The sequence below is a fragment of the Sphaerisporangium krabiense genome, from assembly GCF_014200435.1.
GTDB lineage: Bacteria > Actinomycetota > Actinomycetes > Streptosporangiales > Streptosporangiaceae > Sphaerisporangium > Sphaerisporangium krabiense.
Window position 1 is genome coordinate 207,811 of sequence record NZ_JACHBR010000001.1, and the last position, 20,655, is coordinate 228,465.

Consider the following 20,655-nt stretch of genomic DNA (forward strand, 5'->3'; position numbering starts at 1 on the left):
GCGGCACATGAGGCGCGGAGCGGGGTGTCATGGGTCTTCGGAAGACGGCCGGCGAGTGGGTCGGCAAGGTGCGCGCGGGGCGGCGGCTGAGCACGGTCGCCCGCCGGACGTTCGGCTGGCGCGAGCTGCGGCCCGGGCAGCGGGAGGCCATGGAGTACCTGCTGGACGGGCACGACGTGCTGGTGGTGATGCCGACGGGCGGCGGGAAGTCGGCGGTGTACCAGGTGCCCGCGCTGCTCATCGACGGCCCGACGGTGGTGGTGTCGCCCCTGATCGCCCTGCAGCGCGACCAGGTCGCCGGCCTCGCCGCGGCCGACGCGGGCGGCGCGGTCGCGGTGAACTCGGCCCAGCCCGACCGCGGGAGCGGCGCCTCGCTGGACCGGGTGCGCGCCGGAGACGCCGAGTTCGTCTTCCTGTCCCCCGAGCAGCTCGCCAAGCCGGAGGTGATCGACCGGCTGCGCGCCGCGCGCCCCTCGCTGATCGCCATCGACGAGGCGCACTGCGTGTCGGCGTGGGGGCACGACTTCCGTCCCGACTACCTGCGGCTCGGCCAGGCGATCGAACGGCTCGGGCACCCGCCGGTGGTCGCGCTGACCGCGACGGCCGCGCCGCTGGTGCGCGACGACATCCTCGATGCGCTCGGGCTGTCCGGCGCGAAGGTGATCGTCCGCGGCTTCGACCGGCCGAACATCCACCTGGAGGTGCGCAGGTTCGTCACCAAGGAGGACAAGCGCCGCGCGCTCGTCGAGGACGCCGCCGCCCGCACCGGCCTCGGCCTGGTGTACGTCGCGACGCGGCGCGCGGCCGAGGAGTACGCGGGCGCGCTGCGCGAGGCCGGGCGGCGCGCCGAGGCCTACCACGCGGGGATGAAGCCCGCCGACCGGCACCGGGTGCACGGGATGTTCCGCGACGGCGCTGTGGACGTCGTCGTCGCCACCTCGGCGTTCGGGATGGGCATCGACAAGCCCGACGTCCGGTACGTGCTGCACTCCGATCCGCCGGACTCGCCGGACTCCTACTACCAGGAGATCGGCCGGGCGGGCCGGGACGGGAAGCCCGCGGAAGCCGTCCTGTTCTACCGGCCCGAGGACCTCGGCGTGCGCCGGTTCTTCGCCGGAGGGCGGGCCGACGAGGAGCTGCTGCTGCGCGTGGCGACGCTGGTGGGCGAGCACGGCGGCGCCGTCCCCGCCCGGGAGCTGCGCGAGCTGCTGGACATCGGGCCCTCGCGCCTGACCGGCGTGGTCAACCTGCTGGAGCGGGTGGGGGCCGTCACGCTCACCGACCGCGGCGACCTGCGGCCCCTGCCGGGCGGGCCGCCGCCGGAGCGCGCGGCGGCCGAGGCGGTGGAGCTGGACGACACGCGGCGGCGGGTCGACGAGTCCAGGATCGAGATGATGCGCGGCTACGCCGAGACGACGGGGTGCCGCAGGCGGGCGCTGCTGGAGTACTTCGGCGAGCCGTACGAGCGGGCGTGCGGCAACTGCGACACCTGCCAGGCGGGCGCGGCGTCCACGCCGGCGGCCGGGCGGGCGGAGGAGGGGCCGTTCCCGATGCACGCCAAGGTGGTCCACAAGGAGTGGGGCGCGGGTGTGGTGATGAGCCGCGATCCCGACCGGATCACGGTGCTGTTCGAGGAGGTCGGGTACAAGACCCTCTCGCTGCCGGCGGTGCGGCGCGACGACCTGCTGGTCCTGGCGTCCTGAGCCCGGCGGAGGCCGGTCCCCCGATGACCGGCACGGCCCCGTCTACGGCTGGAAGCGGTAGCCCATTCCCGGCTCGGTGAGCAGGTGGCACGGGTGGGCGGGGTCGGCCTCCAGCTTGCGCCGGAGCTGCACCATGTACTGCCGCAGGTAGTGCGTCTCCTTCACGTAGTTGCTCCCCCAGACCTCGGTGAGCAGGCGGCGCTGGCTGATCAGCTTGCCCGGGTTGCGCAGCAGGATCGTCAGCAGGTGCCACTCGGTGGGCGTGAGCCGTACGCCGCCCGAGACCGTCTTGGCGACCAGGTCGACGACGTGGTCGCCGACGGGGATCTCGGCCAGTTCCTCCTCCTGTGTGGCCGCGCGCCGGGTGACGGCGCGGATCCTGGCGAGGAGCTCGTCGATCCCGAACGGTTTGGTCACGTAGTCATCGGCGCCCGCGTCCAGCGCGTCCACCTTGTCGGCGCTGCCGGACCTGCCGGACAGCACGATGATCGGCACCTTGGTCCAGCCCCGCAGCCCGTGGATCACGTCCACGCCGTCGATGTCGGGAAGGCCCAGGTCCAGCACGACCAGGTCGGGGTGCCACCCGGCGGCCTGGCGCAGCGCGGTGCCGCCGTCCCTGGCCACCTCGACCTCGTAGTGCCGCGCGAGGAGGTTGATACGCAGGGCCCGCAGTAGCTGGGGTTCGTCGTCAACGACGAGAATCTTGGTCATACGCCGCCCGCTCTGAAGTAATTCGGCAGAGTGAGGATCATAGTCAAGCCGCTCCCCCGAAGTCTCCTCTGGGTGGAGGGTGCGGCGTTCCCCCTCAGCCAATCGTGCCCGAGCGGGCGGCGTGCGCCGCGCGGAGCCCCCGGCCTACCGGGTGTCCACCGCGCGTCCTCGCCCGCCGGGGAACAGCGGCGTGCCGAGGATCGCGTAGCCGACGACGGCCAGGCAGGCGAACCCGAGCACCAGGCCCCACGTCACGTCCGTGAGGTGGTGCATGCCCCGGTACAGGCGCGAGACGGCGACGATGAGCGGGCCCGCGAGCCCGAGGCCCCACCACAGCGCCTTGAGCAGGGCGTGACGGTGGGCGTGCAGGGCCAGGACCAGCGCCATGCCGCAGTAGAAGCCGACGGCGGCGCTGGTGTGGCCGGAGGGGAAGCTGGAGGTCGGCGGCGCGGGGTCCAGGTGGTGGACCTGGGGGCGCGGCCGCTGGATGAACACGGTGGCCTGCAGGAACACCAGCGACTGCGACCACACGGCGAGGATGATGAAGATCGATTCACGCCAGCGGTGGAAGACCAGCCGGAAGGCGATCGCGGCGATCGCGGTGAGCACCACGATCACCGGCGTGTCCGACAGCATGGACCCGTAGTGCGTGAGGGTGTTGAACAGCGATGTGCGGTCCTGCTCCAGGCCCTGGTTGACCGCGAGCTCGCCCGCCACCTCGCTGTGCAGCGGCCTGGTGATCAGCCACCCGACGCCGTCGGTGACGAGCGCGATCAGCACGACCGGGAGTAAGAGAAGGCGCGCGGCCCATGCCGCGGTGGAGGACCACCGGGAGCCGTCCGCCGTCCTGACCTGACTAGCCTCCGTGACCATGCTCTCTTCCCTTCGGGGATATCTCTTCCTTGGCCTCCGGTTCCACGCCCTCGCGGTGCGGCGCGGCGGGGCGGCGGCCGATCTCACGACGCCATGTCTCGAAGGCCGCGGTCGTGGCGGCGATCACCGCCACGCCGAGCACGATGCCCGCCGTCACGTCGCTGACCCAGTGCACGCCGAGGGCGACCCGCGTGTAGGCGACGCCGGCGACGATCACCCCGGCGACGGCCCAGGCGATCGTCCGCTGCCTGCCGCGCAGCATGGGCAGGATCAGCAGGACCATCACCCCCGCGCCCAGGGTGGCGTTGAGGGCGTGGCCGGACGGGAACGACGCGCCCGGCGCGATCGCCACGGGGTCGGGCAGGTGCGGACGGGCGCGCGCGACGATCACCTTCAGCGCCAGCCCGAGCAGCCCGCCGACGGTGATCGTGGTGACCGCCCACGCGGCGAGCCGCGGCGCGCGCCGCCACACCAGGTAGATCGCGGCCAGGCCGACGACCACGCGCCAGACCTCGGGGGCGAAGACGTGCGTCCAGATCTGCAGGGCCGTCACCCAGCCGGGCCGGCCGACCGCGAAGGCGTGCAGGTCGCGGGCGACGCTCTCGTCCAGGTCGTTCAGCGGGCCGAAGGAGGTCTGGACCAGGACGAGCAGCAGCGTGAACGGCACCAGGGCCAGGAACACCGCGCCGGAGGCCAGCGTGAGCCGGAGCCCGAGCCGTCTCTCGCGGTCGAACCGCCTGCCGAACCAGCCGCCCGTTCCGCCCGGCCTCTCCACCGTGTCAGGCCCGGCCTTGTTGCCGTCGATGCCCTTGATCCCTTTGTTCCGCCGGTCCGCCCCGCGCGTCAGGCCGTCACGCCGCGAACCGAGATGATCACCGTACGTACTCATCGCTCACCCTACCTCCGCGGCCTGCCTGACCTCGGACATCTCCACGCCGCGCGGACGCGGCCCGCCGTGGGCCGGGCCGCCCGCCGGCCCCGGGTCCGGAGTGGCCGGCCGTCCCACGCCGCCGCGGCACGCCTCCAGCTGCGCGGCGAAGGACAGGCCGAGGAACAACGCCACCGAGCTGAGCAGGGACCACAGCATGAGCGCCATCACGGCGGTCAGCGGGCCGTAGGTCTGGCCGAACGAGCCGGACCTCTCCACGTACAGGGACAGGCCCCAGCTGAAGACCGTCCACAGCCCCAGCGCGACGATGGCGCCGCCCGCGAGCCAGGTGTGCCCGGGCTGCCTGCGGCGGGGCGCGGCGCGGAACAGGACGGAGGCCGACAGCACGGCCAGCAGGAATCCGGCCGGCCAGCGCAGCAGCGTCCACGCGGTGAGGGCCGTGTCGCTCCAGTGGTACACCTCGGCGAACGCGCGGCCGAGACCCGTGCCGCCGACCAGGATGATGAAGCCCACCGTCATGAACGACCCGGCGGTGACCGCCATGACCAGCGCCTTCAGGTACTTGCGGCGGAAGGGGCTGTCGCGTTCGACGCCGTAGATGCGGTTGGCGCCCCGCTCGACCTGGGCCATGGCCGTGGTCAGCCCGGACAGCGCGGTCAGCAGGCCGAGCCACAGGGCGATGGCGCCTCCGTCGCCGGCGTGGCGGCGGCCGACCTCCAGGGCGTCCCTGACCACCTGCGCCCCGGACACGGGCGCGAACCGGTGGATGGCCAGTTCGAGGGCGCGGCCGAGGCTCTCCTGATGGAGGACGGAGCTGAGCCCCACGACGGCGATGACGCCGGGGATCACCGACAGGCAGATCTGGAAGGCCAGCGCCCGCGAGTGGCTGAAGCCGTCCCCGTAGCGGAAGCGCACGATCGAGTCGCGGACGAGGTGCCATCCGCCGTAGCGGCGCAGCGTGGCCCACGCGTCGTCGGCGTCGAGCTCCTCGCCGGTCATCGACCGGGTCTCGGGCACCGTGTTGGCGGTTCCCACCGGTCAGCCCTCCGCCCCGCGCGGGACGCGCGGCTCGGCGGGCGCGCCGTTCGGCGCGGTAGCGATCACTCCGGACATGGCAGTGCGTGCTACCCGGAAAGTTGGGATTTGAACGGTTTTTGCGGACGTAAGCCGCTGCGCCCTAGGCGCCGGCCATGACCTCGGCGACCACGCAACTGATGTTGTCCGGCCCGCCGCCCTCCTTGGCGAGGTCGATCAGCCGCTGGGCCGTCACGCCGAGGTCGTCGCCCGCGCTCAGCGTCTCGTGCAGGACCCCCGCGCCGACGACGCCGCTCAGGCCGTCCGAGCAGATGAGGTACCGGTCGCCCGCGTAGGCGTCGCGCATCGACAGGTCGGGCTCGACCGAGCCGCTGCCGCCGAGCGCGCGCATGAGCAGCGACCTGCGCGGATGCGCCGCCGCCTGCTCGGCGGTCATCTGCCCGTCGTCCACGAGGGACTGGACGAGGGTGTGATCGCGGGTGATCTGGTAAAGGTAACCGTCGCGCAGCATGTAGCCACGGGAGTCGCCGATGTGGGCGAGCGCGAACCGCCTGCCGTCCCAGAGCATGGCCGTGAGGGTGGTGCCCATGCCGGTGAGTTTGGGGTCGCGGTCCGCCATGTCCCTGAGCCTGCGGTCCGCCTCCGCGATGGTGGCGCCCAGGGCGCCGAGCACGTCGGAGCCGGGCGGGTCGCCGTCGAGGACGGACAGGGCGGCGATGACGGTCGCGCTCGCCACCTCGCCGTGGCTGTGCCCGCCCATGCCGTCGGCGACGGCGAGCAGCCGGGGCCCGGCGTACACCGAGTCCTCGTTGCGCTGGCGGCGGAGGCCGACGTCGGTGCGAGCCGCGTAACGCAGCGTGAGCGTCGCGTTGTTCGACATGGCCTCAGTAAATCATTGGTTGAATCACTTCACAAGCATCTAATTTGTGGATCGCGACGGCATGGTGGACTAATCTGGCCGTGGGGAGCCGCGGTGACCCCTTGGGTGAGCAGGGAGATGTGCGATAGATGGGACACGACGCCATGGTGAACGCGGGCGACATCGCCCGGCTCGCCGACGTCGGCCGCGCCGCCGTGAGCAACTGGCGACGCCGCCACGACGACTTCCCGCAGCCCGTGGGCGGCACGGCGGCGAGCCCGCTGTTCTCCCTTCCCGAGGTCGAGGACTGGCTCCGCCGTAACGGCAAATCGTACGAGATGTCGCTCGGAGACCGGGTGTGGCAGCGGGTGCGTGCCTCCGGCGACGACCTGCGCCTCGGCGACCGGGTCGGCTCCGCGGGCGCCTTCCTGCTCTACCTCCACCGCGACCCCGGCGGCTGGAAGCGGCTCTCCGCCGCCCCCGACCCCGTCGCGCTGCTGCCCGAGGCCGCCGCCACCGCCACCGCCGACCTCCCCGTGCCCCCCGCATGGGACCTCATCGACGCCCCCCTGTACCACCTGCTCGCCGACCTCGCCGCCGGAGAGGGCCCCGCGCCCGCGTTCGAGCTGCTCTGCGAGCGGTACGCCGAGGCCCACTCGCGGCAGCTCGCGGTGACCCGCCCCGAGATCGCCGGCCTGCTCACCGCCCTCGTCCGGCACGACCTGGAGGACCTGGACGACGGCCCGCCCCCCCGCGACGCCCCCGAGGACCGTCCGATTCCCGGCGGCGCCCCCGAGAAGGGTCCGCCTCCCCGCGACGCCGCCGAGGACGGCGAACCGGCCGCGGCCAGTGTCCTCGACCCGGCCTGCGGCATCGGCGCGCTGCTGCTGCCCCTCGCCGGCGCGCGCGTGCTCGGGCAGGAGATCGGCGACACGGCGGCCCTGCTCACGGCCGTGCGCCTGCTGCTGCGCGACACCCACGCCGAGATCGTCGCCGGAGACTCGCTCCGGCTGGACGGCTTCCCCCACCTGCGCGCCGACGCCGTCGTCTGCGACCCGCCGTTCAACGAGCGCGCCTGGGGCTACGAGGACCTCACCGCCGACCCCCGCTGGGAGTACGGGCTGCCGCCGCGCGGCGAGCCCGAGCTGGCCTGGGTGCAGCACTGCCTGGCCCACGTGCGCCCCGGCGGGCTGGTGGCGATCCTCATGCCCCCGGCCGCCGCGAGCCGCCGCCCCGGCAAGCGGATCCGTGGCAACCTGCTGCGCGCGGGCGCGCTGCGGGCCGTGGTCACGCTGCAGGCGGGCGGGCCCGACCTGTGGCTGCTGCGCCGCCCCCGGCTCGGCGACGCACCCCCGTCGCAGGTCCTGCTGATGGACGCCGCTCCCGCCGCGCGGGAGGCGTCCGTGCCGGGGCTCCCGGCGCCGCCGTCCCCGCCCGGGGAGGCGGACGGCCCCGCCGCCGTGGAGACCGCCTGGCGCGCCTTCACGGCCGACCCCGACAAGCCGCCCCCCGGCCGCTGCCGGGCCGTCCGCATCATCGACCTGCTGGACGACGAGGTGGACCTCGCCCCGGCGCGCCACCTGCCGCTGCCCGCCGACGAGGAGGACCCGGCCGCCGTGTTCGTCACGACCGCCGGCCGTTTCCGCGCCCTGGCCGCCGCGCTGCCGGACGCGCCGCCCGCGCTCGACGCCCTTCCCCGCCCGCTGGACCTGCCGAGCACGACCATCGGCGAGCTGGTGAAGGCCGGGCTGCTCACCGTCCACCAGGGACCGCCCCGGATGCCCGCGGGCACAGGCCGGACGCCCGTGCTGACCGCCGCCGACCTGACCGCGGGCGGCGTCCCGACCGGGCGAGGCTCCCCCGGGCCCGGCGCGGTCACGATCCAGGCCGGGGACGTGGTCGCCGCCGGCGTCACCGGCGACGGCGCGGCCCGCACGATCACCGAGGGGGGCGCGGTGCTCGGCCCCCAGCTGTACCTCTACCGGGTGGACCCGGGCCGCCTCGACGCCGACTTCCTGGCCGGCTGCCTGCGGTACGCGGGCGTGTGGGCGACCTCCCGCTCCCATCCGGGGGCGAGCCGCGTCGACGCGCGCCGGGTGCGCATCCCGAGGCTCTCCCTGCCCGAGCAGCGGGTGTACGGCGCGGCGTTCCGCCGGCTCGTCGAGCTGGAGGACCGGCTGCGCGAGACGGCCGCGCTGGGCGAGGCGCTCATCCGGTTAGGCTTTGACGGACTGGTCGGCGGACATCTGCGGCCCAGCGGCTGAGGGTGTATTTTTCCCCCGATAGATCATTAGGAGGGGCGAATGGTCATCGGCGACCGCTATGTCCTTGACGACCTGCCCCTCGGCCAGGGCGGCATGGGCGCGGTCTACGCCGGGCACGACAAGCACCTCGACCGTCGTGTCGCGGTGAAGTTCCTGCGGTTCCCCGGCGGGCACGACGCCGAGCTGGAACAGCGCTTCATGCGCGAGGCCCGCATCCTCGCCCGGCTCGAACACCCCGGCGCGCCCGTCCTGTACGACTTCGGCACCTTCGACCAGCGTCTCTTCCAGATCCTGCAGTTCATCGACGGCGTCACCGTCGCCGACCTGGTCAGCGAGCACGGCCCGCTGCCCGTCCCCTGGGCCGCCGCCATCGCCGCCCAGGCCTGCGCCGTGCTCTCCGCCGCCCACTCCCTGTCGATCTGCCACCGCGACCTCAAGCCGACCAACCTGATGCTGTGCCCCGACGGCAGCGTCAAGGTGCTCGACTTCGGCCTCGCGATGGTGCGCGAGGCGGACGTCACCCAGTTCACCCGCATCGGCCAGATCCTCGGCACCCCCGCCTACATGGCGCCCGAGCAGATCCAGCGCGGCCTGGCGAGCCCGCGCAGCGACCTTTACGCCCTCGGCTGCGTGCTGCACGAGATGCTCACCGGCCGCCAGCTCTTCGTCGGCCCCACCGAATACGCCGTCTTCGAGAAACAGGTCAACGAACGCCCACCCGCCGTCCCCGGCGTCCCCGCCCCCCTGAACCGCCTGATCGCCGCCCTCCTGGAAAAGGACCCCGACGCCCGCCCCCCCGACGCCGTCACCCTGTACGACCGCCTCACCCCGTTCGCCGCCGACCTCCCCATGCTCCCCGGCTTCCTCACCCCACCCTCCATCTCCAGCCCCGGCCGCATGTACGCCCGCATCCTCGGCCGCGTCCTCCCCTGACCCGCCGCCTGGGCATGGCAGTCCTAGGGCCTGTGCCGGAAGTGGGTCACGGAGTGTCTGGGCATCTGTGGCAGCGAGTACGCCGCGAGATCGGCAGCGGCCGGTGGGGAGGTGCTGGTAGTAGTCGGCCATGGCGGTAGATCTGTGGACTCCGGTGGTTTCTATGGGCGGTGTGGTCGTGGGTGGTGCGTTGACCTATCTGACCCAGCGCGCGACGCAGCGGGCGGGCGAGCGGGCTGAGGAGCGGAGGCGGGCCGCGACGCTGGCGGAGGAGCGACGTGCCGAGCAGATCAGGACGCTGCTGGAGTTCATCCGGTGCGCGTTGGAAGCCGAGGGGGTGGCGCACGCGCGGCCGCCGCGATGGGAGGTCGGCGATGAGTGGTACGCGACGGCCAGGCCGGCGATGGACGGCCTGCGCATAGCCGAGAAGGGCGTCGAGCTGCTGTGCGCCCCCGGCCTTCACGCACCGGCGACCGCCTACGCCCGCGCCCTCAACCAGGCGGTCTGGCAGGAACGCGGACAAGGGAGCCTGGCCGAGCCCCTGGAACCGTTCAAGGCGGAGTTCCTCACCGTCGCGCGCCGCAGCCTGACCTGACCACGTGGGTCACGGCCAGGGTCGCGGCGTCTGATCGGCGTCCGGGGAGGTGAGGGTGGTCAGCACGTTCTCGAAGATGTTCTGGAGTTGTCGCACCTGGTCGGGGGCGAGGTGGTCGAAGAGGACCCGGCGGACCTCCTCGACGTGGCCGGGGGCCGCGTCCGCCAGTGCGGCGAAGCCCTCGGGGGTCAGGGTGGCGACGTTGGTACGGGCGTCGCCGGGGCGTTTGCGGCGGGTGACCCAGCCCTGGGCCTCCAGCTTGGTGACCGCGTGGGAGAGTCTGCTCGGCGAGGAGCGGACCAGGCGGGCGAGGTCGGTCATCGTCATCGAGCGGCCGGGGGCCTCGGAGAGCATGGCGAGGATCATGTAGTAGGTGTGGGGCATGCCGGCGTCGTGCTGGAGCTGGCGGTCCAGTGACTCGTGCAGCAGGCGCGACGCCCACAGGAAGGTGCGCCACGCCCGCTGCTCGTCCTCGTCCAGCCACCGTGTCTCGCCCACGGGCCAAGTCTAGCGATTTGGTTGAGCGTTCAATTGAGTTGTGGTGAGGAGACCGTGAGCGGGGAGACGCGCAGCCGGCCCAGCGCCGCGCGGAGGGACTCGCGGGAGGCCGGGTGGACGATCCGGCCGCCGGCGTCGAACACGGGCGCCCCGGCGGGCACCACGAGCTCGGCGGAGTGGACCGAGGCGCCGGCGGCGCCGAGCGCCCGGTGCAGGACGGTCTGGGTCCACATCGACTCGTAGGGGCGCGCGCCGCACGTCACCACCACGACCGGCTTGCCGAGCAGCGGCCAGGCGCCGTGCGCGGACGACGTCCACTCCAGGGCGTCCTCGAGCTGCCGCGGCAGCACGCTGTGGGCGGGGGCGGCGATGATCGCGCCGTCCGCCGCCGTGAGGGCCTGGCACAGGTCGCGCACCGGCGGCGGGATCTCCCCCTCCGCGACGGGCGGCACCCGTTCCAGCCCCTCCCAGATCCACAGGTCCGCGGGCCCGGGCAGTTCCGCGCCCGCGGCCTCCAGCAGCCCGCGGACGTACGCCCGGGAAAGCAGGCTGCCCGCGATGCCGACGATCTTCATGGTCCCCCCAGCGTCCCGCGCGTCATTGCGCGTCACCGATCGAGTCGATCACTCACAGGGCCGCTGCCCGCGAGAACTCCGGTCGAACATGGCCGGGGGAACGCGTCCGATCCGTTATCCGGGAAATGTGCGCCCGGCCACGGGACGGTCATCGCACGGTCATCGGTCACCCGGCGCATCCGGGCGCACACAACGGGCGAATGGTGACCAGCCCCAGTAAGATGCCTGCGCTGAGGAATGGCGGGGAGTTCGGAGGGGAACGTGCGGCGCCGAGTGCGGAGGCTCGCATCGAGGGCGCCGTCGATCTTCCAGTGCGCGGCCGCGGCCGCCGTGGCATGGGTCGTGGCCAAGGAGCTTCTCGGACATCCACGGCCGTTCTTCGCGCCGATCGCGGTCGTGATCTGCATCGGGGTCGCGCTCGGCCGGCGGGTGCGCCGCATGCTGGAGATGGTCGTCGGCGTCGGGCTCGGCATCGGCGTCGGTGACCTGATCATCGCGCGGATCGGCTCGGGGGCGTGGCAGATCGCGCTGGTCGTCGCGTTCGCGATGGCGGTGGCCGTGCTGCTGGACGAGGGGCCGGTGATCGCCCTGCAGGCCGGGTCGTCGGCCGTGCTGGTCGCCACGCTGCTCCCTCCGTCGGGCAGCGGCGGCGCAGACCGCATGGTGGACGCGTTCGTGGGCGGGTTCGTGGCGATGGCGGCCGTGGCGCTGCTCCCCGCCGACCCGGTCGCGCTGGTGCACCGGCACGGGCGCGTGGTCCTGGACGAGCTGGCCGACGCCCTGGAGGGCGCTGCCGAGGCGATCGCCGGGCGGGACGTCGCGCTCGCCGCCGACGCGCTGGACAAGGCGCGCGGATCGCAGGCCGCCGTCGAACGGCTGCGCGACGCGCTCCAGACCGGGCGTGAGACGGCCGTGCTGAGCCCCCTGCGCTGGCACACGCGCGGCAGGCTGGCCCGCTACCAGGAGGCCGGCGTCCACATCGACCACGCCCTGCGCAACACCCGCGTGCTCCTGCGCCGCACGCTCGCGGCGCTGCGGGACGGCGAGCCGATGCCCGGCGAGCTGACCGCCCATCTGCACGGCCTGGCCGGCGCGGCACGGCTGCTGGGCGAGGAGCTGGCCGCCGGGGCGCCGCCCGAGGGCGCGCGGCGCGCGGCGCTGGCCGTGGCCGCGCACGAGGACACCGCCCCCGCGTCCGGCGGCTTCTCCACCGGCGTCGTCACGGCCCAGCTCCGGTCCATCACCGTGGACCTGCTCGTCGCGACCGGCCTGGACCGCGACACGGCGATGGCGTCCCTGCCCGCGGCGCGCGGGACCGCCGAGGAGCGCGCGCGGGACGCCCACCGCCCCGACTGACCCCGCCGGGCGGTCAGCGGGCGCGGGTGCCGTCGGGGGTGCGGCGGAGGGCGCGGCCGGGGAGGGCGCCCGTGGGGCGGCCGTCGGAGATGACGGACACGCCGCCGACGAAGACGTGCGGGATGCCGTCGGGCGTGCGGCGGGGGTCCTCGAAGGTGGCGGTGTCGGCGACGGTCGCGGGGTCGAAGAGGACCAGGTCGGCGTGGTAGCCGGCGCGCACGAAGCCGCGCCCGTCCAGCTTCAGCCGCCGGGCGGCGCGCCCGCTGAGGTGGGCGACGCATTCCTCCAGGGTCAGGACGCCCTCGTCGCGGGCGTAGTGGCCGAGGTAGCGGGCGAACGTGCCCCAGGCGCGCGGGTGCGGGCGGGCGCCGGTGAGCAGGCCGTCGCTGCCCGCGGTGTGCGCCGGGTGCCGCATGATGGCCCGCACGTTCTCCTCGTTGCCGACCAGTTGCAGGATCGTGGTGCCGAGCTCGTCGTCGAGGAGCTGGTCGCGGAACACCTCGAACGGCGCGCGGCCGGACTCCGCGGCGAGGTCGGCGATCGTGCGCCCGGCGCGGACGGCGAGGGCGGGCGACCGGGTGCCGGCGATCTGGATGGTGGCCCAGTCCACCGGCACGCCGTGGCAGCCGTCCGAGCCGGTCTCCTCCAGGTCGTGGCGCACGCGGGCGGCGGCGCCCGGGTCGCGCAGCCGGGCCAGCGTGGCGGCGGGGCCGCCCTCGGAGGCCCAGCTCGGCAGCAGCGCGGCCAGCGTCGTGGAGCCGGGCAGGTAGGGGTAGGTGTCGAGGGTGATGTCGCAGCCCCGGGCGATGGCCGCGTCCAGCAGGTCCAGCAGGTCCTGGGCGCGCCCGGCGTTGACGCCGAAGTTCATGGTCGCGTGGGCGAGGTGCAGCGGGCAGCCGGACTCGCGCGACACCTCCACCATCTCGGCGTACGCGTCGAGGGCCCCGGCGCCATAGGAACGGTGGTGCGGCGAGTAGTAGCCGCCGTACCGGGCGACGACCGCGCACAGCTCGGTCAGCTCGCGGGTGTCGGCGTACATGCCGGGCGTGTAGGTGAGCCCGCTCGACAGGCCGGCCGCGCCCTCCTCCATCGCGGTGGCGACCAGCTCCTTCTGGCACCGCAGCTCGTCCTCGGTGGCAGGGCGGGCGTCCCAGCCCATGACGAGCGCGCGCACCGTCCCCTGGGGCACCAGGTAGCAGGCGTTGACGGCGATGCCCTGGTCGAGCCGGTCGAGGTATTCGCCGACGGTCCGCCAGTTCCAGTCGAAGCCGTCCGGGTCGCCGTTCCACCCGGCGATCTGGCGGCGCAGCTGGGCGAGCGTGCCGTCGTCCACGGGCGCGTAGGACAGGCCGTCCTGGCCGAGGACCTCGCAGGTGACGCCCTGCGCGACCTTGGCGAGGTGGGCGGGCTCGGTGAGCAGGGCGAGGTCGGAGTGGGCGTGCATGTCGACGAAGCCGGGCGCGAGGACCAGCCCGTCGGCGGGCAGGACGCGGCGCCCGCCGGCGACGGCCCCGCCCGGCGGGTCGACGGCGGTGATCCGGCCGCCGGTGACCGTGACGTCCGCGGCGTGGGCGGGGGCGCCGGTGCCGTCGGCGACCATGGCTCCGCGCACGACCAGGCCGGTGGTGCCCGGCCGCCGTCCGGCTGCGTCGCTCACGGCTCACATCCCTTCGGGGAGGGCGCCCCGGTTTCAGAAGAAGGTTCTCACGAGATCCACGACCATGGGCTCGGCCGCGTCCACGTCGTCGACCACGGGGATCAGGGTCCACTTGTCCAGGGCGGTGCAGGGGTGGGACAGGCCGAGGCGGACGACGTCGCCGCAGTCCAGCTCGGAGGCCGGGTCGAGCTCCAGGAAGGTGTGCTGGTCCTTGAGCGAGGTGACCCTGGCGCCGCGCAGGGCCGCCGTGCCGGGCAGGCCGCGCGCCGCCTGCGGGACCGGCAGGTCCTCGTCGAACGGCAGGTCGCGCTTGCCCGCGTCGAGCAGCGCCAGCCCGAGTTCCGGGCGTGAGATCACCCGGGCCCAGCCGTGCATGGCCGACCGCAGCGGCCCGGGTCCCGCGCCGCGCGAGAACGGCGAGATGCGGCGGTAGAAGCCGTCGTCGTGGACGACGTAGGCCCCCGAGCGCAGCACCACACGGCCGTGCAGCCCGCCGAGGACGTCCACCACCTGGTCGAAGTAGGCGCTGCCGCCCGCGGTGAGCACCGGCTCGTCCACCTCGTAGGGCAGCTCGCCGTGCAGGGCCGCCATGCGCTTGAGGAACGCCTCGACCGCGCCCGTGCTGGACGGGGACGCGTCGTGGCCGATCGCGCCCTCGTACCCGGCGAGGCCGGCGAGCCGCAGCGTGGGCGCGGCGCGGACCGCCGCGGCGACGGCCCTCGCCTCCTCCTCGTCCCTGACCCCGGTACGGCCGCCGGGCGCGCCGAGCTCCACGCAGACGTCCACGGGCCGCGCGGCGCCCGCCTCGCGCAGCGCGGCGTCCATGATCTCGACGGTGCGCCGGGAGTCGGCCCAGCACAGGAACGAGAAGGCCGGATCGCCGTCGAGCTGGTCGGCGACCCAGACGGTGCCGAGCGGGTCGAGCAGTCCCGCGGCCAGCATGAGCCGGCCGACGCCGAAGGCGCGAGCGACGCGGAGCTGCGGCAGGTTCGCCAGCGTCAGGCCCCAGGCCCCCGTGGCGAACTGGCGCTCCCACAGCGCCGGGGCCATCGTGGTCTTGCCGTGCGGGGCCAGCGACACCCCTGCCTCGGAGGTCCAGGCCGCCATCGTGGCGAGGTTGTGCTCGATCGCGCGCCGTTCGAGGGTGAGCAGGGGCGTGCCGAACTCGGTGAGCGCCGGGCGGCCGGCGAGGAACTCCCCGGCCGTGACGCCGGAGAGCCCCGGCGGCGCCGCCTTGAAGCGCCAGTCGAGCGGCTCGTCGCGCAGCGCGGCGACGGCGGCGGTGTCGATGGGCACGGGGGCCTCCTCGAAGGGCGGCGGCGGGCGGGCGGCGGTTCGTAGCCCGCCACGTGATCTGCGCTATTTTCTACCCGCCATGCCTAAGCGTGGGAAGCCGATCTTGGGAGACGTCATGAGCGACAAGACCGCGATCCGCACCGACGGCGCGCCCGCGCCCGCGTGGGTGTTCTCACAGGGGGTGCGCAAGGGCCCGCTCCTGCAGGTCTCCGGCCAGGGCCCGCAGGACCCGGCGACCGGCGAGTACGTCCACCCGGGCGACGTGGTCGCCCAGACCCGCAGGACGCTGGAGAACGTCAAGGCCATCCTGGAGGCCGGGGGCGCGAGCGTCGAGGACGTCGTGATGTTCCGCGTGTACCTCACCAAGCGCGAGGACTTCCCGCTGATGAACGAGGCCTACTCGGCGTTCGTGCAGGAGAACTGCCCGAGCGGCGTGCTGCCGTGCCGTACGACGGTCTTCGTCGGCCTGCCGCACGAGGCGATGCTGGTGGAGATCGACGCGCTGGCGTCCGTCTGACCCACGCCGCGGCGCCGGCCGTTTGCCCAGGGGTCTCGGGGTATGGCAGCCATATACCCGAGCACCCCAGGAGGCGACGATGACCACCTTCGGCTACTTCCTCTCCAGCGAGGAGCACGGCCCGCGTGAGCTCGTCCGCCAGGCCAGGCTCGCCGAACGGGCCGGGTTCGAGGCATTGTGGATCTCCGACCACTACCACCCGTGGGTGGACGAGCAGGGGCAGAGCCCGTTCGTCTGGACGGTGATCGGAGCGCTCGCCGAGGCGACCTCGCTGCCGATCACGACCGCCGTCACCTGCCCGCTGGTCCGCGTGCACCCGGCCGTCATCGCGCAGGCCGCCGCGACCAGCGCGGTGATCACCGAGGGCCGCTTCCGGCTCGGCGTCGGCACGGGCGAGGCGCTCAACGAGCACATCACCGACTCGCGGTGGCCTCCGGCGGCCGAGCGCCTGGAGATGCTGGAGGAGGCGATCGGGCTGATGCGCGAGCTGTGGAGCGGGGAGCTGGTCACCCACCGCGGCCGGCACTACTCCGTGGACACCGCCCGCGTCTACACGCGGCCCGACACGCCGCCGCCGGTGTACGTCTCCGGCTTCGGCCCGAAGGCGGTGGACCTGGCCGGCCGGCTCGGCGACGGCTACATCCTCACGGGCCCGAGCGCCGAGCTGATCGAGAAGTTCCACGAGGCCGGCGGGCGCGGCAAGCCCGTCCAGGGCGGCCTGAAGGTCTGCTACGACGAGGACGCCGGCCGGGCGCGCAAGACCGTGCACCGGTTGTGGCCGAACCAGGGGATCACGGGTGAGGCGTCGCAGCTCCTGCCGCTGCCCCGGCACTTCGAGCAGCTCGCCGAGCTCGTCACCGAGGAGCAGGCCACCGCGGCCAGCCCGTGCGGCCCGGACCCCGAGGAGCACGCCGAGGCCATCGGGAAGTACGTGGACGCGGGCTTCGACGAGGTCTACGTGAACCAGATCGGCCCCAACCAGGAGGCGTTCTTCGACTTCTACGCCCGCGAGGTGCTTCCCCGCCTGCGCTAGTCGGGCACGCCCGCGGGCCCGCGCCGGACTCCCGGGTTTATCCGTCCTCGGAGGGGCAGACGGCTCTCACCCGATCGGGCGAGCCGACGGGCGCCCCAGAAGGGGGAGGGAGACCCGTGACCCACCCGGAGACCAATCCCGACGAGCGCGACGACGCTCAGGACGATCCGATGAGCCCGCTGTGGTCCCGGCTCGGCTGGGAGTGACGCCGCACCCGGCCTGAGCCGTCGCCGCTAGTCCGGCGGCTCGCGCCACTCGGCGTCCAGGAGGCTCATGTTGATCGTCGACCACCACTGGTCACCGGCCAGCGTGGTCTCGCGGAGCACGCCCTCGCGGCGGAAGCCGAACCGCTCGTACAGGCGGATCGCGCCGGAGTTGTGCGGGTAGACGCCGAGGTCCACGCGGTGGACCTTCAGGTCCTCGAACGCCAGCCGCAGGGCGGCGCGGATGATCGCCGCGCCGTGGCCGCGGCCCCGGCCCGCCGGCGCGACCAGGACCAGGCCGATCCTGGCCGACCAGCCCCGCCGGTCCGGGAGCACGATGAGGTGCGCGACCGGCGTGCCGTCCGCCTCGGTGCCGATGATGACGTGCCGGGAACGGTCGGCGGCGTGGGCCGCGACCAGTTGGTCCGGCGTGAAGGGCCAGGTGAAGCCGGAGTTGCCCGACCAGGTGGCCAGGGCGTGCGGCCCGTCCACCCAGGAGGCGATGACGGCCGCGTCCCCGGCCTCGAAGCCACGAAAAGCGATCACTCCGTCATATCTACCAAATCGCCGCGGCGGCGTCCGGCCGGGGCGTCACCGTAGCGTGGAGGCGACGATCTTCGGCCGGCCCGCGCCGAGGAAGAAGACGCCCGGGAACCCCTTGGTCTCGAACCCGGCGCTGCGGTTGCGGCGCAGCCGGGACCCCTCGATCGCCAGCGTGCCGGTGCGGTCGTTGCTGACGAAGAACACCGCACCGCCGCCCTCCCGTGCGGAGTTGTCCTCGATCACCGACCCGGCGATGCGCACGCTGAAGCGGTTGCCGTCGGTGTAGATCGCCCCGCCGCTGCCGCCGCCGGGGGTGCCGGAGCGGGCCGGGTTGGCGCCGCGGCCGACCGCTCTGTTGCGGGTCATGACGCTGTTGAGGATCACCCACGACACGCCGATGCTGCTCAGCGCGCCGCCGTTGGAGCAGGTCCCGCCCTCGAAGGTGCTGCCCGTCACGAAGACGGGCAGGTCGCGGTACTGGTCGAGCACGCGGACGGCCGCGCCGCCGACGTCCGGGCCCGTGGCGTCGCAGCGGTTGCGGGCGAACCGGGTGTTGACGATCTTCAGGCGCCCGCCCCGGACGAACAGCGCGCCGCCGCCTCCTCCGTCGGTCCGCAGCCCGGTCGCGTTCCCGTCGGCCAGCGTGATGTTCTGGACGGTGAGCCGGGGCCGCGCCTGGTCGTCACAGTGCGAGGTGGTCCACCCCTGGGCCTTGTCGCAGGTGTTCATGTAGAGGACGCGGCGCGTGCCGCCGCCGCTGAGCGTGACGGTGCCGCCGCCGTCCAGCACGACGTCGGGGCGGGCGTTGACCACCTTGGCGGTGTCCCGCATCGTGATCGTGACCGGGCGCGGCCCGCAGCGGAAGACGATGACCCCGCCCGCCGCCACGGCCCGGACCACGGCCTGGGAGGTGCAGCTCGCGGGCGTGCCGTCGCCGATCACCCGGTCAGGGCGCGAGACGTCGGCGGCGCGCGCCTCGGCGGGCACGGGCGCGCGGCCGTCCGGGTTGCCGGGCCTCGGTGCGGCGGCCGACGCGCCGACCGGCATGGGAACCGACACGGCCACCGACGTGATCGTGGCCACGAGAGGGACCGCCCACCTGATGCGCACGCGGCCGATGCTACTGCGCCGCATGTGGCTGGATTTCCGGAATCGAGGTATTCGCCGGTCAGGTCCGGCGGCCGTCCTCCAGGTAGTGCAGGACGGCGGCCACCCGGCGGTCGGTACGGTCGGTCGGGGCCAGGTCGAGCTTGGCGAAGATGTTGCGGATGTGCTTGTGCACGGCGCCCTCGCTGACGAACAGCTTCTCGGCGATGGCCGTGTTGCCGAGCCCCTCGGCCATCAGCGCCAGCACGTCCAGCTCGCGCGGGCTGAGCCGGTCCAGCCGGTTGTCCGGCCGGGTGCGGGACAGCAACTGCGCGACGACCTCCGGGTCGATGGCCGTGCCCCCGCCGGCCACGCGGTGCAGCGCGGTGAGGAACTCCGCGACCCGCCCGACCCGCTCCTTGAGCAGGTAGCCCAGCCGCGCGCTGCCGTGCGCGAGCAGATCGGTGGCGAACGCCTGCTCCACGTACGCCGACAGCACCAGCACGGCCAGGTCGGGACGGCGGCGCCTGGCCTCGACGGCGGCGACGATGCCCTCGTCGGTGTGGGTCGGCGGCATGCGCACGTCGACGATGGCGACGTCCGGCGCGTGGGCGTCCACGGCGGCCAGGAACCCGCCGGCGTCGGAGGCGGTGGCCACGACGTCGAGCGACTCGGCGCGCAGCAGCAGGGCCAGCCCCTCGCGCAGCAGGGGGTCGTCCTCGGCGATCACGATCCGCATGGCAGGCTCACCTTCAAGATGGTCGGTCCCCCCGGGGGGCTGGTCAGCGTGAACGTCCCGTCGTGCGCCTCGGCCCGGCGGCGGATCCCGCCGAGCCCGGATCCGGCCTGCTCGTCGGCCCCGCCGTGGCCGTCGTCGGTGACCCGCAGCCGCAGCCGCTCCCCGTCGCCGTGGACGGCGACGGACACGTGCCGGGCCCCGCTGTGCTTGGCGACGTTGGTGAGGGCCTCGGCCACCACGAAGTAGGCGGTGGCCTCCACCGAGACGGCGCACCTGCCCGGCAGGTCGGCGGTGACCGTGCAGGGCACCGGGCAGGCGGCGGCCAGCCCGGTGAGCGCGTCGGCCAGGCTCCGGTCCTCCAGCACCGGGGGAAGGATCGTGCGCACCACCGCGCGCAGCTCGGCCAGCGCCTGCTCCGCGGCCCCTTGGGCGCGGTCGAGGATCTCCCCCGCGGCGGCCGGGTCACGCGCGACCGCGCGCCGGGCCGCGCCGAGCAGGACGGTGACCGCCACCAGCCGGTTCTGGGTGCCGTCGTGCAGCGACCGCTCGATGCGCCGCAGCTCGGCGGCGTGCGCGTCCAGCGCCGCCGCCCGCGTCGCGGTCAGGTGCGCCACCCGCAGCGCCAGGTCGGCGCCGGCGTCCGCGGACAGCAGCCGGCGTCCCGGCCACGCCTGCAGCCGGGCCAGGCCGGGCATGGTGACCACGCAGACCACGAGCCAGCCCAGCCCGAGCACGCAGACCGCGGTGGCGCCGAGCTGGTCGTCCACCACCCAGATGTCCATCGCGGCGCCGGCCGACTCCCCCGGCGGCAGCAGGCGCCACCACAGCGGGAAGCTCAGGTCGCGCAGGGCGCTGAACGGCAACGTGAAGCCGATCAGGCCGAGCAGGAGGCCGAGGCTCGCGTGGATCGCCACCCAGCCCAGTTCCCCGCGAACGGCGCGGCTCGCCAGGGCGGCGCGCAGGCCGCGCGGCTCGGGCGGCGGGCCGATCACCTCCGGGCCCCAGCGGGAGAGCCGCGCCCGCTCGCGGTCGGCGACGACGCGCAGGCCCCGCAGCACGGCGGGCGCCATGAGCAGCCCCACCCCGGCGAGACAGAGCACCGCGGTGGCCACCACCACGAGCAGCATGAGCAGCGCCAGCGTCGCGGTGCCCACTCCTCCGAGAAGATGTTCGAGCGCGTCCAGCGTGGCATGGGAGAGGGCGCGCGCACTCAGACGTCGGGCGCGCCCGCCCCGCGCGTGGGTCCGCATCCTCAGATCCTGCCTCAGGCGGGGCGGCGCGCGGGGCGTG

General features: G+C 74.2%; 20 protein-coding genes. 7 read left to right on the forward strand and 13 right to left on the reverse strand.

Annotated elements, in window-relative coordinates; all coding sequences use genetic code 11:
* Positions 1-29 precede the first annotated feature (29 nt).
* A complete protein-coding gene (locus tag BJ981_RS00930) occupies positions 30-1,703 on the forward strand; it encodes a RecQ family ATP-dependent DNA helicase (protein ID WP_184607852.1) in 1,674 nt (557 codons plus the stop codon).
* 42 nt (positions 1,704-1,745) lie between these two features.
* Here BJ981_RS00930 and BJ981_RS00935 read toward each other — a convergent pair whose 3' ends face one another.
* From BJ981_RS00935 to BJ981_RS00955, 5 genes are all read right to left on the reverse strand, one after another.
* Positions 1,746-2,414 (reverse strand): response regulator, encoded by a 669-nt coding sequence (locus BJ981_RS00935; RefSeq protein ID WP_184607853.1) that lies wholly within the window; start codon positions 2,412-2,414, stop codon positions 1,746-1,748.
* A gap of 144 nt (positions 2,415-2,558) precedes the next feature.
* Positions 2,559-3,287: a phosphatase PAP2 family protein gene (locus BJ981_RS00940; protein WP_184607854.1), complete on the reverse strand. Its 729-nt coding sequence runs from the start codon at positions 3,285-3,287 to the stop codon at positions 2,559-2,561.
* Complete coding sequence (locus BJ981_RS00945) at positions 3,271-4,176, reverse strand: phosphatase PAP2 family protein (RefSeq protein WP_184607855.1); 906 nt, start codon at positions 4,174-4,176, stop codon at positions 3,271-3,273. Before BJ981_RS00945 ends, BJ981_RS00940 begins: the two co-directional genes overlap by 17 nt.
* Before the next feature lie 3 nt (positions 4,177-4,179).
* The gene (locus BJ981_RS00950) at positions 4,180-5,211 is read right to left on the reverse strand and encodes a YihY/virulence factor BrkB family protein (protein ID WP_184607856.1); all 1,032 of its coding nucleotides are present in this window, start codon (positions 5,209-5,211) and stop codon (positions 4,180-4,182) included.
* A 142-nt stretch (positions 5,212-5,353) separates the two neighbouring features.
* A complete protein-coding gene (locus BJ981_RS00955) occupies positions 5,354-6,091 on the reverse strand; it encodes a PP2C family protein-serine/threonine phosphatase (RefSeq protein ID WP_184607857.1) in 738 nt (245 codons plus the stop codon).
* 128 nt (positions 6,092-6,219) lie between these two features.
* Between BJ981_RS00955 and BJ981_RS00960 the strand changes: the two genes are divergently transcribed.
* The 3 genes from BJ981_RS00960 to BJ981_RS00970 all read left to right on the forward strand — a co-directional run bounded on the left by BJ981_RS00960 (position 6,220) and on the right by BJ981_RS00970 (position 9,862).
* A complete protein-coding gene (locus BJ981_RS00960; RefSeq protein WP_239139162.1) occupies positions 6,220-8,334 on the forward strand; it encodes an HsdM family class I SAM-dependent methyltransferase in 2,115 nt (704 codons plus the stop codon).
* Positions 8,335-8,373: 39 nt separating this feature from the next.
* Positions 8,374-9,267, forward strand: coding sequence for a serine/threonine-protein kinase (locus tag BJ981_RS00965; RefSeq protein ID WP_184607858.1), 894 nt, complete (start codon positions 8,374-8,376; stop codon positions 9,265-9,267).
* Positions 9,268-9,445: 178 nt separating this feature from the next.
* On the forward strand, positions 9,446-9,862 hold the full coding sequence (locus tag BJ981_RS00970) for a hypothetical protein (RefSeq protein WP_204070177.1): 417 nt from the start codon (positions 9,446-9,448) through the stop codon (positions 9,860-9,862).
* A 9-nt stretch (positions 9,863-9,871) separates the two neighbouring features.
* Here BJ981_RS00970 and BJ981_RS00975 read toward each other — a convergent pair whose 3' ends face one another.
* Both BJ981_RS00975 and BJ981_RS00980 read right to left on the reverse strand, forming a co-directional pair.
* Entirely contained in the window at positions 9,872-10,360 is a 489-nt protein-coding gene (locus BJ981_RS00975) for a MarR family winged helix-turn-helix transcriptional regulator (RefSeq protein WP_184607860.1), read from the reverse strand.
* A gap of 29 nt (positions 10,361-10,389) precedes the next feature.
* Positions 10,390-10,971, reverse strand: coding sequence for an NADPH-dependent FMN reductase (locus BJ981_RS00980; protein WP_184607861.1), 582 nt, complete (start codon positions 10,969-10,971; stop codon positions 10,390-10,392).
* A 237-nt stretch (positions 10,972-11,208) separates the two neighbouring features.
* On the opposite strand from BJ981_RS00980, the gene BJ981_RS00985 reads away from it, so the two are divergent.
* A complete protein-coding gene (locus BJ981_RS00985; protein ID WP_239139161.1) occupies positions 11,209-12,291 on the forward strand; it encodes an FUSC family protein in 1,083 nt (360 codons plus the stop codon).
* 13 nt (positions 12,292-12,304) lie between these two features.
* On the opposite strand, the gene BJ981_RS00990 is transcribed toward BJ981_RS00985, so the two are convergent.
* Positions 12,305-13,891, reverse strand: a complete 1,587-nt coding sequence (locus tag BJ981_RS00990) for an N-acyl-D-amino-acid deacylase family protein (RefSeq protein ID WP_184615437.1) — start codon at positions 13,889-13,891, stop codon at positions 12,305-12,307.
* 90 nt (positions 13,892-13,981) lie between these two features.
* Positions 13,982-15,244, reverse strand: a complete 1,263-nt coding sequence (locus tag BJ981_RS00995; protein WP_184607863.1) for an alanine racemase — start codon at positions 15,242-15,244, stop codon at positions 13,982-13,984.
* Positions 15,245-15,359: 115 nt separating this feature from the next.
* Between BJ981_RS00995 and BJ981_RS01000 the strand changes: the two genes are divergently transcribed.
* Positions 15,360-15,761: a RidA family protein gene (locus tag BJ981_RS01000; protein WP_184607864.1), complete on the forward strand. Its 402-nt coding sequence runs from the start codon at positions 15,360-15,362 to the stop codon at positions 15,759-15,761.
* 79 nt (positions 15,762-15,840) lie between these two features.
* Positions 15,841-16,794, forward strand: coding sequence for an LLM class F420-dependent oxidoreductase (locus BJ981_RS01005; protein ID WP_184607865.1), 954 nt, complete (start codon positions 15,841-15,843; stop codon positions 16,792-16,794).
* Between the two features lie 233 nt (positions 16,795-17,027).
* Here BJ981_RS01005 and BJ981_RS01010 read toward each other — a convergent pair whose 3' ends face one another.
* From BJ981_RS01010 to BJ981_RS01025, 4 genes are read right to left on the reverse strand one after another with little or no spacing between them, the layout of a single operon-like run.
* Positions 17,028-17,543 carry a GNAT family N-acetyltransferase gene (locus BJ981_RS01010; RefSeq protein WP_184607866.1) on the reverse strand — a complete coding sequence of 172 codons (516 nt, stop codon included), beginning with the start codon at positions 17,541-17,543 and terminating at the stop codon, positions 17,028-17,030.
* A gap of 45 nt (positions 17,544-17,588) precedes the next feature.
* Positions 17,589-18,650: a hypothetical protein gene (locus tag BJ981_RS01015; RefSeq protein WP_204070176.1), complete on the reverse strand. Its 1,062-nt coding sequence runs from the start codon at positions 18,648-18,650 to the stop codon at positions 17,589-17,591.
* A 58-nt stretch (positions 18,651-18,708) separates the two neighbouring features.
* Entirely contained in the window at positions 18,709-19,365 is a 657-nt protein-coding gene (locus BJ981_RS01020) for a response regulator (protein ID WP_184607867.1), read from the reverse strand.
* The gene (locus BJ981_RS01025) at positions 19,353-20,615 is read right to left on the reverse strand and encodes a sensor histidine kinase (protein WP_184607868.1); all 1,263 of its coding nucleotides are present in this window, start codon (positions 20,613-20,615) and stop codon (positions 19,353-19,355) included. Before BJ981_RS01025 ends, BJ981_RS01020 begins: the two co-directional genes overlap by 13 nt.
* Positions 20,616-20,655: the final 40 nt, after the last annotated feature.

Bases quoted from the DNA above. Each gene is read 5' to 3' on its own strand.
- BJ981_RS00930 (WP_184607852.1), top strand. From the start codon at position 30: ATGGGTCTTCGGAAGACGGCCGGCGAGTGGGTCGGCAAGGTGCGCGCG.
- BJ981_RS00935 (WP_184607853.1), bottom strand. From the start codon at position 2,414: ATGACCAAGATTCTCGTCGTTGACGACGAACCCCAGCTACTGCGGGCC.
- BJ981_RS00940 (WP_184607854.1), bottom strand. From the start codon at position 3,287: ATGGTCACGGAGGCTAGTCAGGTCAGGACGGCGGACGGCTCCCGGTGG.
- BJ981_RS00945 (WP_184607855.1), bottom strand. From the start codon at position 4,176: ATGAGTACGTACGGTGATCATCTCGGTTCGCGGCGTGACGGCCTGACG.
- BJ981_RS00955 (WP_184607857.1), bottom strand. From the start codon at position 6,091: ATGTCGAACAACGCGACGCTCACGCTGCGTTACGCGGCTCGCACCGAC.
- BJ981_RS00960 (WP_239139162.1), top strand. From the start codon at position 6,220: ATGGGACACGACGCCATGGTGAACGCGGGCGACATCGCCCGGCTCGCC.
- BJ981_RS00965 (WP_184607858.1), top strand. From the start codon at position 8,374: ATGGTCATCGGCGACCGCTATGTCCTTGACGACCTGCCCCTCGGCCAG.
- BJ981_RS00990 (WP_184615437.1), bottom strand. From the start codon at position 13,891: ATGGTCGCCGACGGCACCGGCGCCCCCGCCCACGCCGCGGACGTCACG.
- BJ981_RS01000 (WP_184607864.1), top strand. From the start codon at position 15,360: ATGAGCGACAAGACCGCGATCCGCACCGACGGCGCGCCCGCGCCCGCG.
- BJ981_RS01005 (WP_184607865.1), top strand. From the start codon at position 15,841: ATGACCACCTTCGGCTACTTCCTCTCCAGCGAGGAGCACGGCCCGCGT.
- BJ981_RS01020 (WP_184607867.1), bottom strand. From the start codon at position 19,365: ATGCGGATCGTGATCGCCGAGGACGACCCCCTGCTGCGCGAGGGGCTG.
- BJ981_RS01025 (WP_184607868.1), bottom strand. From the start codon at position 20,615: ATGCGGACCCACGCGCGGGGCGGGCGCGCCCGACGTCTGAGTGCGCGC.